General features: G+C 69.6%; 11 protein-coding genes and 1 tRNA gene. 7 read left to right on the forward strand and 5 right to left on the reverse strand.

The window, feature by feature from the left end:
- The first annotated feature begins 17 nt into the window (after nt 1–17).
- From ACFZDI_RS24260 to purM, 5 genes are all read left to right on the forward strand, one after another.
- Nucleotides 18–851, forward strand: coding sequence for a peptidoglycan DD-metalloendopeptidase family protein (locus tag ACFZDI_RS24260; protein ID WP_391253172.1), 834 nt, complete (start codon nt 18–20; stop codon nt 849–851).
- A 10-nt stretch (nt 852–861) separates the two neighbouring features.
- The gene (locus ACFZDI_RS24265; protein WP_391253174.1) at nt 862–1,659 is read left to right on the forward strand and encodes a sterol carrier family protein; all 798 of its coding nucleotides are present in this window, start codon (nt 862–864) and stop codon (nt 1,657–1,659) included.
- 37 nt (nt 1,660–1,696) lie between these two features.
- A complete protein-coding gene (locus tag ACFZDI_RS24270) occupies nt 1,697–2,470 on the forward strand; it encodes an META domain-containing protein (protein ID WP_391253176.1) in 774 nt (257 codons plus the stop codon).
- 63 nt (nt 2,471–2,533) lie between these two features.
- Nucleotides 2,534–4,063, forward strand: a complete 1,530-nt coding sequence (purF, locus tag ACFZDI_RS24275; RefSeq protein WP_391253177.1) for an amidophosphoribosyltransferase — start codon at nt 2,534–2,536, stop codon at nt 4,061–4,063.
- Nucleotides 4,064–4,107: 44 nt separating this feature from the next.
- On the forward strand, nt 4,108–5,175 hold the full coding sequence (purM, locus tag ACFZDI_RS24280; protein ID WP_391253179.1) for a phosphoribosylformylglycinamidine cyclo-ligase: 1,068 nt from the start codon (nt 4,108–4,110) through the stop codon (nt 5,173–5,175).
- Nucleotides 5,176–5,259: 84 nt separating this feature from the next.
- Here purM and ACFZDI_RS24285 read toward each other — a convergent pair whose 3' ends face one another.
- Nucleotides 5,260–5,505, reverse strand: a complete 246-nt coding sequence (locus ACFZDI_RS24285) for a DUF3073 domain-containing protein (protein ID WP_053669978.1) — start codon at nt 5,503–5,505, stop codon at nt 5,260–5,262.
- Between the two features lie 319 nt (nt 5,506–5,824).
- Nucleotides 5,825–6,931, reverse strand: coding sequence for a Glu/Leu/Phe/Val dehydrogenase dimerization domain-containing protein (locus ACFZDI_RS24290; protein ID WP_234849498.1), 1,107 nt, complete (start codon nt 6,929–6,931; stop codon nt 5,825–5,827).
- Between the two features lie 222 nt (nt 6,932–7,153).
- On the opposite strand from ACFZDI_RS24290, the gene ACFZDI_RS24295 reads away from it, so the two are divergent.
- On the forward strand, nt 7,154–7,999 hold the full coding sequence (locus tag ACFZDI_RS24295; RefSeq protein WP_391253182.1) for a hypothetical protein: 846 nt from the start codon (nt 7,154–7,156) through the stop codon (nt 7,997–7,999).
- Nucleotides 8,000–8,598: 599 nt separating this feature from the next.
- On the forward strand, nt 8,599–8,805 hold the full coding sequence (gene bldC / locus ACFZDI_RS24300) for a developmental transcriptional regulator BldC (protein WP_003949541.1): 207 nt from the start codon (nt 8,599–8,601) through the stop codon (nt 8,803–8,805).
- A gap of 461 nt (nt 8,806–9,266) precedes the next feature.
- On the opposite strand, the gene ACFZDI_RS24305 is transcribed toward bldC, so the two are convergent.
- The 3 genes from ACFZDI_RS24305 to hrpA all read right to left on the reverse strand — a co-directional run bounded on the left by ACFZDI_RS24305 (nt 9,267) and on the right by hrpA (nt 13,890).
- Nucleotides 9,267–9,458: a DUF6274 family protein gene (locus ACFZDI_RS24305; RefSeq protein WP_234849500.1), complete on the reverse strand. Its 192-nt coding sequence runs from the start codon at nt 9,456–9,458 to the stop codon at nt 9,267–9,269.
- A gap of 319 nt (nt 9,459–9,777) precedes the next feature.
- Nucleotides 9,778–9,852: transfer RNA gene (locus tag ACFZDI_RS24310), tRNA-Asp, on the reverse strand.
- A 93-nt stretch (nt 9,853–9,945) separates the two neighbouring features.
- Nucleotides 9,946–13,890, reverse strand: a complete 3,945-nt coding sequence (gene hrpA, locus ACFZDI_RS24315) for an ATP-dependent RNA helicase HrpA (protein ID WP_391253185.1) — start codon at nt 13,888–13,890, stop codon at nt 9,946–9,948.
- Between the last annotated feature and the right edge of the window lie 40 nt (nt 13,891–13,930).

Consider the following 13,930-nt stretch of genomic DNA (forward strand, 5'->3'; position numbering starts at 1 on the left):
AACTAGGGGGGACGGACATGTCCGCACGCAAGCTCGGCACGACAGCCTTCCGAGGGCTCCACCTGGCCTTCGTCGGCATGGTGACCGTCCATGTCCTGACCGGCTGGGACTACCCGGTGTGGTGGGACTTCCTGCCTCTGGTCCTGGCGTACGCCGTGGTCGCCGTCACCGACCGCCGGGGCGGCACACCGGACGGCCAGGGCGTCGCCCGCGAGCCCGTCGAGGTCGCCGTGCCCGTCACCGGGCGCTGGTCCGCGCTGAACAGCCCGGCAGACCGCACACCGAGCCACGGGGTGCACGCCCACGGGCAGACGTACGCCATCGACGTCCTCGCCGAACCCGAACCGGGCGCCCGCCCCGCTTTCGCCCGGTTCCGGCCGCTCGCCCGACGGCCCCGGGACTTCCCGGCGTTCGATGCCCCCGTCCTCGCGGTGGCCGACGCCACGGTCGTACGGGCCGTCGACGGGCAGCGCGACCACCTCAGCCGCACCTCCCTGCCCGGACTGCTGTACCTGACGCTCGTCGAGGGCCCGATACGCGAGATGTCGGGCGTCCACCGCCTCCTCGGCAACCACGTCGTCCTCGACCTCGGCGACGGCACCTACGCCGCCTACGCCCACCTCCGGCACGGTTCCCTCACCGTCCGGGAGGGCGACCGAGTGCGGGCCGGGCAGCCGATCGCCCGCTGCGGCAACTCCGGCAACTCCTCCGAACCGCACCTGCACTTCCAGCTGATGGACGCCCCGGACCCGGACGCCGCTCGAGGCGTCCCCTTCACCTGGCGGGGCATCGGGGTGCCCCGGAACGGGGAGACCTTCGAGGCGGCTCCCCCTGTCACCGCCCGCACCTAGGCTGGCCCCCATGCCACCGGCCAGGAAACGCACCCGCAGCTACGACCCCGCCAGGATCCGCGCGGCGGTGCTCGCACAGTTCGGGCACGTACGGGACGCCGTCGCCGGTCTCACCCCCGAGCAGTTCGCCCTGCCCACCCGGCTGGGCGACTGGACCGTACGGGACCTGACGGCGCACGTCGGGATGAGCCTCGGGGCGGTCTCCCGGCTGACCGGACTGCCGGAACCGGCCAAGCAGGACGGCACACTCCTCGACTGGCCCGCCGCGATCGCGGCCGACGCGCCGGACATCGCCGCCCACGCCCGCGAGCTCGCCGAGACCCACCCGGATCCCGTCGCCCACCTCGCGGCCGTCGAGGAGCGCTACACCGCCGACCTCGCCGCCCACCCCGGCACCCGGCTCCTCGCCACCAGCGCCGGAGCACTGCCCCTGGCCGACTACCTCGTCACCCGCACCGTCGAACTCGTCGTCCACACCGACGACCTCAACGCCGCAGTCCCCGGCCTGGACATCCCCTACGACCGCCAGGCCCTGGCCGCCTGCACCCGGCTCCTGGCCGACGCGCTCGCCGCGAAGGCGCCCGGCGGATCGACGGAGGTGCGGGTGCCGCCGTACGCGGTGGTGCAGTGCCTGGAGGGACCGCGGCACACCCGGGGCACCCCGCCCAACGTCGTCGAGACGGACCCGCTGACCTGGATCCGGCTCGCGACCGGACGCGTCTCCTGGGCGGCGGCGCTCCAGGACGCCAAGGTCAGCGCCAGCGGGGAGCGGGCGGACCTGTCGGCCTGCCTGCCCCTGCTGCGCTAAGGGGAACCGATCCCCCCGGGTCCCCCGTCGAAGCGGCATGGACAGGCAGAAGCAGCGCATGACCCTGACGGCCGCCGCCATGCTCGTCCCGCTCATGGCGGCCTGTGGCAGTGAGCAGGCGGACGGCGGCAGCGGCTCGGCCGGTGCCGGCAAGCCGGTCACCGGGGTGCGGTGGAGTGTGGACAGCGTCACCGCGGACGGCAGGACGCAGAAGGCCCCGGCCGGCGCCCACGTGACCTTCGACCGGGGCCGGGCCGAAGGCAGCCTCGGCTGCAACAACTTCAGCGCCGAGGCCACCGTCGACGGCGACCGCGTCCGGCTCGGCAAGACCAGGGCCACCGAGATGGCCTGCGAGAACAAGCCGATGGAGTTCGAGACGACCCTCGCGCGCGCCCTCTCCGACCGGGAGCTGAAGGCGACGGTGGACGACGGCCGTCTCACCCTCACCAGCCCCCGGGGCGACACCGTCCGTCTGAGCGAGGCGAAGGACGCCCCGCTGGCCGGCACCAAGTGGACCGTCACGACCCCCGACACGGACGGCCGGGCCCACCTCACCTTCGACGAGAAGAAGGGCACCGTCTCCGGCAGCCTCGGCTGCAACAAGGTGCAGGCCGAGGCCACGGTCCGCGACGGCCATATCACCCTCGGCCCTCCCGCCACGACCCGAATGATGTGCGAAGACTCACTCATGGCCGACGAGAAGACGCTCCTGCGACTTTTCGACGGAAAGCCGAGGTACCGAGTCGATCACCAAACCCTCACGCTGACCAGCGAAAACGGTACGAGCGTGCGAGCGGTCGCGGAGCGGTGATCCACCGGAAAGTCCGGTATCCCCAATTCGGACCAGTGGTCGACCTCGCCTACACTCGGTGGCGTGCCACGTGGTGACGGACGACTCAACCACGACCTGCTCCCCGGTGAGAAGGGCCCCCAGGACGCTTGTGGCGTCTTCGGTGTCTGGGCTCCGGGCGAAGAGGTCGCCAAGCTCACGTACTTCGGGCTCTACGCCCTCCAGCATCGAGGCCAGGAATCCGCGGGAATCGCGGTCAGCAACGGCTCACAGATCCTCGTCTTCAAGGACATGGGCCTGGTTTCCCAGGTCTTCGACGAAACCTCCCTCGGTTCGCTCCAGGGTCACATCGCGGTCGGACACGCCCGCTACTCGACCACCGGTGCCTCCGTCTGGGAGAACGCCCAGCCGACCTTCCGCGCGACCGGACACGGATCCATCGCGCTCGGCCACAACGGCAATCTCGTCAACACCGCCCAGCTCGCCGAGATGGTCGCCGACCTGCCCAAGCAGGACGGCGGACGCACCCCGCGCGTCGCGGCGACCAACGACACCGACCTGCTCACCGCGCTCCTCGCGGCCCAGGTCGACGAGGACGGCAAACCGCTGACCATCGAGGAGGCCGCCCACACGGTCCTCCCACAGGTCAGAGGCGCCTTCTCGCTCGTCTTCATGGACGAGCACACCCTGTACGCGGCCCGCGACCCGCAGGGCATCCGCCCGCTGGTCCTCGGCCGGCTGGAGCGCGGCTGGGTCGTCGCCTCCGAGTCCGCCGCCCTCGACATCTGCGGCGCCAGCTACGTCCGCGAGATCGAGCCGGGCGAGTTCGTCGCCATCGACGAGAACGGCCTCAGGACCTCCCGATTCGCGGACGCGAAGCCCAAGGGCTGTGTCTTCGAGTACGTGTACCTGGCCCGCCCCGACACCGACATCGCCGGCCGGAACGTGTACCTCTCCCGCGTGGAGATGGGCCGCAAGCTGGCGAAGGAAGCCCCGGTCGAGGCCGACCTGGTCATAGCGACGCCGGAGTCCGGCACCCCCGCCGCCATCGGCTACGCGGAGGCCTCCGGCATCCCCTTCGGCAACGGCCTGGTGAAGAACGCCTACGTCGGGCGCACCTTCATCCAGCCCTCGCAGACCATCCGCCAGCTGGGCATCCGTCTGAAGCTGAACCCGCTGAAGGAAGTCATCAAGGGCAAGCGCCTGGTCGTCGTCGACGACTCGATCGTGCGCGGCAACACCCAGCGGGCCCTGGTCCGCATGCTGCGCGAGGCGGGCGCCGCCGAGGTCCACATCCGGATCTCCTCGCCGCCCGTGAAGTGGCCCTGCTTCTTCGGCATCGACTTCGCGACCCGCGCCGAGCTCATCGCCAACGGCATGACGATCGACGAGATCGGCACGTCCCTGGGCGCCGACTCCCTGGCCTACATCTCCATCGACGGCATGATCGAGGCGACCACCATCGCCAAGCCGAACCTGTGCCGCGCCTGCTTCGACGGCGAGTACCCGATGGAGCTCCCGGACCCCGAGCTGCTCGGCAAGCAGCTGCTGGAAACGGAGCTGGCCGCCGGCCCGGCCGCCACGGCCGCCGCCGACGCGATCCGCCGCCCGTAGACGGCCCGTAACACCTGCCGTACGACACGAAGGTTCTCATCGTCATGCCTGACACAACTGGTGCCAGCTACGCAGCCGCGGGCGTCGACATCGAAGCGGGCGACCGCGCCGTCGAACTGATGAAGGAGTGGGTGAAGAAGGCCCAGCGCCCCGAGGTCCTCGGCGGCCTCGGCGGCTTCGCCGGCCTCTTCGACGCCTCCGCCCTGAAGAACTACGAGCGGCCCCTGCTCGCCTCCGCCACGGACGGCGTCGGCACCAAGGTCGACATCGCCCGGCAGCTGGGCGTCTACGACTCCATCGGCCACGACCTGGTCGCCATGGTCATGGACGACATCGTGGTCTGCGGCGCAGAGCCGCTGTTCATGACCGACTACATCTGCGTGGGCAAGGTCCACCCCGAGCGGGTCGCCGCCATCGTCAAGGGCATCGCCGAGGGCTGTGTGCTGGCCGGCTGCGCCCTGGTCGGCGGCGAGACGGCCGAGCACCCGGGCCTGCTGGGCGAGGACGACTTCGACGTCGCCGGCGCCGGTACGGGCGTCGTGGAGGCCGACCGGCTGCTCGGCGCCGATCGCATCCGGACGGGTGACGCGGTGATCGCCATGGCGTCCTCCGGGCTTCACTCGAACGGGTACTCCCTCGTTCGCCACGTCCTGCTCAACCAGGCCGGTCTGGCCCTGGACGCGCACGTCGAGGAGCTCGGCCGCACCCTCGGCGAGGAGCTGCTGGAGCCGACGAAGATCTACTCGCTGGACTGCCTGGCCCTGATGCGCACCACCGAGGTGCACGCCTTCAGCCACATCACCGGCGGCGGGCTCGCGGCCAACCTCGCCCGGGTCATCCCGGACGAGCTGCACGCGATCGTGGACCGCTCCACCTGGACCCCGGCCCCGATCTTCGACCTCGTCGGCCGTACGGGCAGCGTCGAACGCCTGGAGCTCGAGAAGACCCTGAACATGGGCGTCGGCATGATCGCGATCGTGCCCCAGGAGTCCGTGGACGTGGCCCTGGCGACCCTCGCCGACCGCGGCGTGGACGCCTGGGTGGCCGGAGAGATCACGGACCGGGGCGAGCACACCACCGGTGCCGCCCTGATCGGTGACTACGCGAGCTGAGTCACGGGGTCATGACCGTGCAGGCAGCACAGAACCCGGTCGGTGACCGTCGGTCACCGACCGGGTGAGTGCGTCAGTGCAGGGTCAAGCGCCGCGACGATGCTGCGAGGACTGGCCGTCCTCGTCGTCGTCGTCCTCGTAGAGGTCGGCGTACCGTGCGTACAGGTCGTCGTCCTCATCGTCTTCGAACGGCTCGCCGTTAGGCGGCTGCGGATTCGAAGGCGATGCACCCAGCTCCTCGGCCAGGCGTGAGAGGTCAGTCCCACCGCTGTTGTACTTCAGCTGGCGGGCGACCTTCGTCTGCTTGGCCTTGGCCCGGCCGCGCCCCATGGCTCGACCCCCTCAACGACGGGGCTCGACGGCCCCAGAGTCTTGACACGCGTTCATGGTCCGGCACGGACTCTCCGCGGAGAGACCGGTCCGTAGGGCTTCCACGGTACCTGAGCCCGCGCCCATACGGTACGTCGCCCGCATGACGTGCCCGCGCCCAGGACCTTCGAGGCGCCCCGTCCTCGCTGGTCAACCGCGATTTTAACCACTTATCGACGGTCGACCCGCCGGTAGAAGTGAGAGTTCTCTCTAACTGCCCACCGACGGGTACCGGCCAAACGTACGAGACGCCGCCGATCGGGCCCGCGGCGCCCCGGGGTCAGTGCGCCCGGCGGGCCAGGGCCGCGTCGTGCATCCGCTGCTCGGCGATCCGGTCGGCCGCCGCGGCCGGCGGAATGCCGTCCTCCTTCGCACGCGCGAATATGGCCAGCGTGGTGTCGAAGATCTTCGACGCCTTCGCCTTGCACCGGTCGAAGTCGAATCCGTGCAGCTCGTCGGCGACCTGGATGACCCCGCCCGCGTTCACCACGTAGTCCGGCGCGTAGAGGATCCCGCGGTCGGCGAGGTCCTTCTCCACGCCCGGGTGGGCGAGCTGGTTGTTGGCGGCGCCGCAGACCACCTTGGCGGTGAGCGCCGGCACGGTGTCGTCGTTCAGGGCCCCGCCGAGCGCGCAGGGGGCGTAGATGTCGAGGCCCTCGGCGCGGATCAGGGTGGCGGTGTCGGCGACGGCCGTCACACCCGTCGGGTGCGCCGCGAGGATCCGGCCCACGGCCTCCTCGCGCACGTCGGTGATGACGACCTCGGCGCCCTCCGCGCGCAGGTGCTCGACCAGGTGGTGGCCGACCTTGCCGACACCGGCGATGCCGACCCGCTTGCCCCGCAGCGAGGGGTCGCCCCACAGGTGCTGAGCGGAGGCGCGCATGCCCTGGTAGACGCCGTAGGCGGTGAGGACGGAGGAGTCGCCGGCGCCGCCGTTCTCGGGGGAGCGGCCGGTCGTCCAGCGGCACTCGCGGGCCACGACGTCCATGTCGGCGACATACGTGCCGACGTCGCAGGCGGTGACGTAGCGGCCGCCGAGCGAGGCGACGAACCGGCCGTAGGCGAGGAGCAGCTCCTCGCTCTTGATCGTGTCCGGGTCGCCGATGATCACGGCCTTGCCGCCGCCGTGGTCCAGACCGGCCATGGCGTTCTTGTACGACATCCCGCGGGCGAGGTTCAGCGCGTCGGCGACGGCCTCGGCCTCGGTCGCGTACGGGTAGAAGCGCGTACCGCCGAGCGCCGGGCCGAGAGCGGTGGAGTGGAGGGCGATGACGGCCTTGAGGCCGCTCGCGCGGTCCTGGCAGAGCACGACTTGCTCATGTCCGCCCTGGTCCGAGTGGAACAGGGTGTGCAGTACATCAGCAGGTGCGCCGGTTACGTCGGTCACTGTGGTGACTCCTGAGTAAATTGCGGCGGGTGGAGAGCAGGCCCCGTGCGGGTGGCGGGGACTGTTGAGCATGAGATTAGAGCCTGGCGGCCCCGCCGACCGCACCGTGCACAGGATCCCCTCCGACCGGAGTACACCGTGCGACGATTTGCATAGATTTCCCGTGCCATCGTGAGCGGGTCCGGCAGGTTTTCGCGGCGGAGCGCGGGGGAGGGAGCAGGCGTGCCCAAGGTGACCTCGGTGATCGTCCCCTACGCGACCTACCTGCGCGTGTACGAACCGCTGGCCGCCTTCCCCGAGCCGGAGCGCAGCCAGTGGGCCCGCTACGCCCGTCGCACGGACCGTCCCTCGTACCAGGACGAACTCCGCCGCGCTCTGACCGACTTGGCGCCCACCCCGCCGATCCCGGTGCCGGTGCACGAGAGCGAGGACGCCTTCGTGCTGGAGGTCGACGGCGTCGTCTGCGTCTGCCCCTGGCGCACCCGGCTGCGCGGCTGGCTGGCCCTGGACGAGCTGTCCGAGGAGCTGCCCCCGCCGGTCCTGGACGCGGTCCTGCCGCCCGTCCTGCGGCGGCAGGCGGCCCAGGACTACGAGCGCTGGCTGGCGATCAACCCGGACGCCCGGCCGTGGATCCGTACGGCCACCTGGCAGGTGCCGATCAACTGGTTCGTGCTGGTCTCCGACGAGGAGCGCGAGTACGCCAAGGGCGCGTCGGCCGACAGCCCGCCCGTGCTGCGTTACCGCACCCCCATGGTCCAGGCCCGGCGGCGGGTGGCTCGGGGCCTGCGTGCCCTGAGGGAGGCCATGGACGAAGGGCCGCTGATCGACGGTCTGACGGACGTCGGTCGCTGGCTGGAGGAGTTCCACCCGCGTTCGCTCGTGGAACTGGACTACGGCGGCCTGGTGCACGCGGTGCCGCCCGGGGCGCTGGAGGACGACCATTCGGCCGCGGACGTGGCCGAGGGAATCGCCGCGCTGCGCAGGGGCGACGGGGAGGCCGCGGGGAAGGCGTACGCCCGGCTCGTGGAGCGCTGGCGTTCCGTACGGGATCTGCGGTCGGCCAACTGACCCCTGACCTTGATGTCCGTACACACCGCTCGCATTCGGTCACGAACTGACGTTTGACGAACCGCCCGATTTGGGGTTTCGTCCTCGCACCGAGTTCCTGAAGCGGGCCGTGTTCTTCCTGAGGCTGCGTCAACAAGGGACGTAGGACCCGATCCGGGCAGACCTCTCAAGTAGGCCAAGCGTGACGGAGTACACGTACGAGGCTCTTGCGTCCCTTGCCCCTCCTCATGCCAAAATAGGACAAGGAGTCCGGGGAGGGCTCCTTCCGTCCCATGGTGCTGCACTATGGGCGGAATCTCAGCATTGCACGCTTTGGGGGGCCTGGTGACTTCCTGATCACCCTGTGACTGATCGTCACAGCGGTGTGACTGTCCGCTATGGCATGGTCCATCGGCTTCCGTCGCTGATGGACACCTGGAGGGGCAATTCCATCGGTTTGGCCGACGCGGCTGGACAGATGGTGTAGTTGTAGTGCCGAGGACAAGCCGTTCGTCCTATAACCGACTCGACTCGCGTCCGCCATTTCGGGCAACGCGGGTCAAGGTGCAGAATTTAGAGGAAAGAACCGAGAAGGTTCGGTTCTCCCGAGGAGGCCGCTCATGACCGCTCGCACCCCTGATGCCGAGCCGCTGCTGACCCCGGCTGAGGTCGCCACCATGTTCCGTGTGGACCCGAAGACGGTCACGCGGTGGGCGAAGGCCGGCAAGCTCACGTCGATCCGCACGCTCGGCGGGCATCGGCGCTACCGCGAGGCTGAGGTCCGCGCTCTGCTCGCGGGCATCCCGCAGCAGCGCAGCGAGGCCTGAACAACTGAATAACCGGGCAAAACCGGCTGGTCCCCCACTGGCCGCGGCGCCCGGAACCGCAGCTCCAAGCGACGCGGGTCCTGCCCCAACAGGCCCCCCGCCCAAGCCACTCAGAGCTCTCCAGGCATACAACAGGGTGCGTCGTCGATCGCGCTGGACTCCGCCGGGTCCAGCGCGATCTTTTTTGTGCGGCCTCGGTGGTCTGCCGAGCCTGCCGTGCGCGGGCTTGTAGGAGCCTGGGGAGGGGTGTCGGATCCTCTGTGCGAGACACCCCGGGCAGGGTGCAATTGCACATATTAAATTGACCGTTTGTAGGTGGGGCGTAAGTACCGCACTTTCCAAAACTCATGCGGTGACACCCGTCACATACCAGGCGGCTTGTTGGCTCCGACCGGGGTGCGGTAAAGAAGCCGCCCCTGTCAGCAGCCCCCGTTCGCACGGGTGTTGGGGCCGCTCGGGGGTCATGCCGGCGTCGGGCTCTCGTCCTCCTGGGGCGGGGCCGCGGTCCGGGCGGTACGCGGTGCGGACTCCATCGCCAGCCGCAGCAGGCGGTGGCATATCGGGCAGTGCCGTGTGAGGTGCCGGTACGAGGACGCGGCCGACAGGTGCGCGCGGAGCAGAGCCCGCGTCTCGTGCCTGGCCACTGCCGCCATACGCCACCTCCAGAGGCCGTACGGAGAACGGCCCTGGTTCTGGGGTACCGAGGGAATGAAAGACCGTCAAGACGGCGTGTACGGCCCCGGAGAGGGGCGCGGAGGCCAGGACACCTGAAAGAGCCGTGAGGGAGATCGGCGTTGAAGCTCCGGGAACAACGCGAAGAAGCCCGGATCCGAAGGTCCGGGCTCCTTGGCTGCGGTCCTGACGGGATGTGCTGCGTCTGATTGCGGCTGCGCCGCGGGCGCGGCCTCCACCTGGCCAGGGCGCACAGGGACGACAAAGAGCCCGGATCCGAAGATCCGGGCTCGTTCGCTGCGGTCCTGACGGGATTTGAACCCGCGGCCTCCACCTTGACAGGGTGGCGAGCACTCCAAACTGCTCCACAGGACCAGGTTTCGCGGCGCCATTCGTGCGTTGCGCTGCGAGAAGAGACTGTACAGGAGGGTGAGCCCCTGGTCGAACTCACCCTGCGTGCTGTTCCGGTTACGGCACCGCCGCGTCGATCGCCTTCACGATCCGCTTGTCGGAGACGGGGTACGCCGTGCCCAGCGCGTGGGCGAAATAGCTGACCCGGAGTTCCTCGATCATCCAGCGGATGTCCAGCACCGACGACGGAACGGGCCGGCCCTGCGGCAGCTGCTCCAGCAGCCAGGCGTACTCGTCCTGCATCTCGTGGACCTTCTGCATCCGCGTGGTGTCCCGCTGGACGTTCGTCGGCATCTGCTGCAGACGCCGGTCCGCGGCCACCAGATAGCGCATCAGGTCCGGCATCCGGCGCAGGCCCGCCTCCGTCACGAAGCCCGGCTTCACCAGGGCGTCCAGCTGCCTGCGCACGTCCTGCAGATTCGGCAGCAGCGCGGGGCTGTGCACGGCCTTCAGGCGGCGCTCACAGGCCTGCCAGCCGGCCAGGACCTGCTGCACCTGCCCCACCGTACGGACGGTGGTGTCGACGATCTCGGCACGCACCTTGTCGTACAGCTTCCGGTACGACTCCTCGTCCCACGCCGGCCCGCCGAAGTCCCCGATCAGCTTGTCGGCGGCGGCCATCGCGCAGTCGTCGAACAGGCCCTGGATCGAGCCGTGCGGATTGGCGGACAGCGCCAGCTTCTGCGCGTTCGTCAGCTTCTCGGACGCGAACTTCGCCGGGTTGACCGGGATGTTGCGCAGGATCAGCCGCCGCGTGCCCTTCCACATGGCCTGCGCCTGCTCCGCCTCCGTGTCGAAGAGGCGTACGGAGACCGTGTCGCCGTCGTCGACCAGCGCCGGGTACGCCTTCACCGGCTGACCGGCCCGGCGGGTCTCGAAGACGCGGGTGAGCGTGCCGATCGTCCAGTCGGTCAGGCCCGAGCGTTCCAGGGACTCACCGCCGGAGCGCTCCGCGGTCGCCGCAGCGGCCTGGGAGAGGGCCTTGCGGGCCTTCGGGCGCAGCTTGAGCTTCAGCGCCTCCAGGTCCTTGTCCTCGGCCAGTTTGCGGCGCCGCTCGTCAACGATCCGGAACGTGATCTTGAGGTGGTCGGGGACCTTGGACAGGTCGAAGTCGTCCGCCTCGAAGGGCACGCCGACCATGAGCCGCAGCTCGCGGGTCATGGTCGCGGTGAGGGGCTCCTGGAGGGGGACGGCCCGGTCCAGGAACGCCTTGGCGAAGTTGGGCGCGGGGACGTAGTTCCGGCGGATCGGCTTGGGCAGGGACCGGATCAGCTCCGTCACCAGTTCCTCGCGCAGGCCCGGGATCTGCCAGTCGAAGCCCTCGTCCGTGACCTGGTTGAGCACCTGGAGGGGGATGTGCACGGTCACGCCGTCGGCGTCCGCCCCCGGCTCGAACTGGTACGTCACCCGGAACTTCAGGTTCCGCTGGCGCCACGTGTCGGGGTAGTCGGCCTTGGTGACCTCGCCCGCCTTCTCGTTGATGAGCATCTCGCGCTCGAAGTCGAGGAAGTCGGGCTGCTCGTGCCGCTTGTGCTTCCACCAGGAGTCGAAGTGGGCTCCGGAGACGACGTGTTCGGGGATCCGCTGGTCGTAGAAGTCGTACAGCGTCTCGTCGTCGACCAGGATGTCCCGGCGCCGGGCGCGGTGCTCCAGCTCCTCGACCTCGGTGAGCAGGCGGCGGTTGTCCGAGAAGAACTTGTGGTGCGTGCGCCAATCGCCCTCGACCAGCGCGTTCCGGATGAACAGCTCACGGCTGATCTCGGGGTCGATCCGCCCGTAGTTGACCTTCCGCTGGGCGACGATCGGCACGCCGTAGAGCGTGACCTTCTCGTACGCCATCACCGCGGCCTGGTCCTTCTCCCAGTGCGGTTCGCTGTAGGTGCGCTTGACGAGGTGTGCGGCGAGGGGCTCGACCCACTCGGGTTCGATCTTCGCGTTGACGCGGGCCCAGAGGCGGGACGTCTCGACGAGCTCGGCGGACATCACGAAACGCGGCGGCTTCTTGAAGAGGGCCGACCCCGGGAAGACCGCGAACTTGGCGTTGCGCGCGCCCAGATACTCGTTCTTCGCGCCCTCCTTCACGTCCTTCATGCCGATGTGCGACAGAAGGCCGGCCAGGAGGGAGAGGTGGATGCGGTCGGCCGGGGCGTCGTCCTCGTTGAGGTGGATGCCCATCTGCTTCGCGACCGTGCGCAACTGCGAGTAGATGTCCTGCCATTCACGAATGCGAAGGAAGTTGAGGTACTCCTGCTTGCACATCCGGCGGAAGGAGGACGACCCGCGCTCCTTCTGCTGCTCGCGGAGATAGCGCCAGAGGTTGAGATAGGCGAGGAAGTCGCTGGTCTCGTCCTTGAAGCGGGCGTGCTGCTGATCGGCCTGGGTCTGCTTGTCGGCCGGGCGCTCACGCGGGTCCTGGATGGACAGCGCGGCGGCTATGACCATGACCTCGCGCACGCAGCCGTTCCTGTCGGCCTCCAGGACCATGCGGGCCAGCCGGGGGTCGACGGGCAGCTGGGCCAGTTTGCGGCCGGTGTCCGTCAGCCTCTTGCGGGGGTCCTTCTGCGCCGGGTCGAGGGCGTTCAGCTCTTGGAGCAGCTGGACGCCGTCGCGGATGTTGCGGTGGTCCGGCGGGTCGATGAAGGGGAACTTCTCGATGTCGCCGAGGCCGGCCGCGGTCATCTGCAGGATGACGGAGGCCAGGTTGGTGCGGAGGATCTCCGCGTCCGTGAACTCCGGCCGGGCGTTGAAGTCGTCCTCGCTGTACAGCCGGATGCAGATGCCGTCGGACGTACGGCCGCAGCGGCCCTTGCGCTGGTTGGCGCTGGCCTGCGAGACCGGCTCGATGGGCAGCCGCTGGACCTTGGTGCGATGGCTGTATCGGGAGATCCGCGCGAAGCCGGGGTCGATGACGTACTTGATGCCCGGGACGGTCAGCGAGGTCTCGGCGACGTTCGTGGCCAGAACGATCCTGCGACCGGTGTGCGGCTGGAAGACGCGGTGCTGCTCGGCGTGGGAGAGCCGGGCGTAGAGGGGCAGGATCTCGGTGAATCTGTACTGCTTCTTCGTGAGGGCGTCGGCCGTGTCCCGGATCTCCCGCTCGCCGGAGAGGAAGACGAGGATGTCGCCCTTGCCCTCCTTCTGGAGCTCCTCCACGGCATCGGTGATCGCCGTGATCTGATCGCGGTCGGCGTCCTCGCCGTCCTCCTCCAGCAGCGGCCGGTAGCGGACCTCCACCGGGTACGTACGGCCGCTGACCTCGATGATCGGGGCGTCGCCGAAGTGCCGTGAGAAGCGCTCGGGGTCGATCGTGGCCGAGGTGATGACGACCTTGAGGTCGGGGCGCTTGGGCAGCAGCTGGGCGAGGTAGCCCAGCAGGAAGTCGATGTTGAGGGACCGCTCGTGGGCCTCGTCGATGATGATGGTGTCGTAGGCGCGCAGCTCGCGGTCGGTCTGGATCTCGGCGAGCAGGATGCCGTCGGTCATGAGCTTGACGAACGTGGCGTCCGGGTCAACCTGATCGGTGAAGCGGACCTTCCAGCCGACGGCTTCGCCCAGCGGGGTGTCCAGCTCCTCGGCGACGCGCTCGGCGACGGTGCGGGCCGCGATCCGGCGCGGCTGCGTGTGCCCGATCATGCCGCGCACGCCGCGCCCCAGCTCGAGACAGATCTTCGGGATCTGCGTCGTCTTGCCGGAGCCGGTCTCACCCGCCACGATCACGATCTGGTGGTCGCGGATGGCCTCGGCGATCGCGTCCTTCTTCTGGCTGACCGGCAGCTGCTCGGGGTACGTGACCTCGGGCACGAGGGCGCGCCGGCCGGCCATCCGTTCCTCGGCCTTGGCGACCTCCGCCTCGATCTCGGCGAGCACGGCAGCCCGCGCCTCCGGCTTGCGGATCTTGCGCGCGCCTTCGAGCCTGCGCCCGAGCCGGTGCGCGTCGCGCAGGGAGAGCTCGGTCAGGCGGGGGGCGAGGGCGCCGAGGGCGGGGGCGGGGTGCGTAGACATACGCGATCCAGGATCTCATCCCGGCGAATTTCATGGCTAA

It is taken from the genome of Streptomyces sp. NPDC007907 (assembly GCF_042959365.1).
GTDB classification, from domain to species: Bacteria; Actinomycetota; Actinomycetes; order Streptomycetales; family Streptomycetaceae; genus Streptomyces; species Streptomyces indiaensis.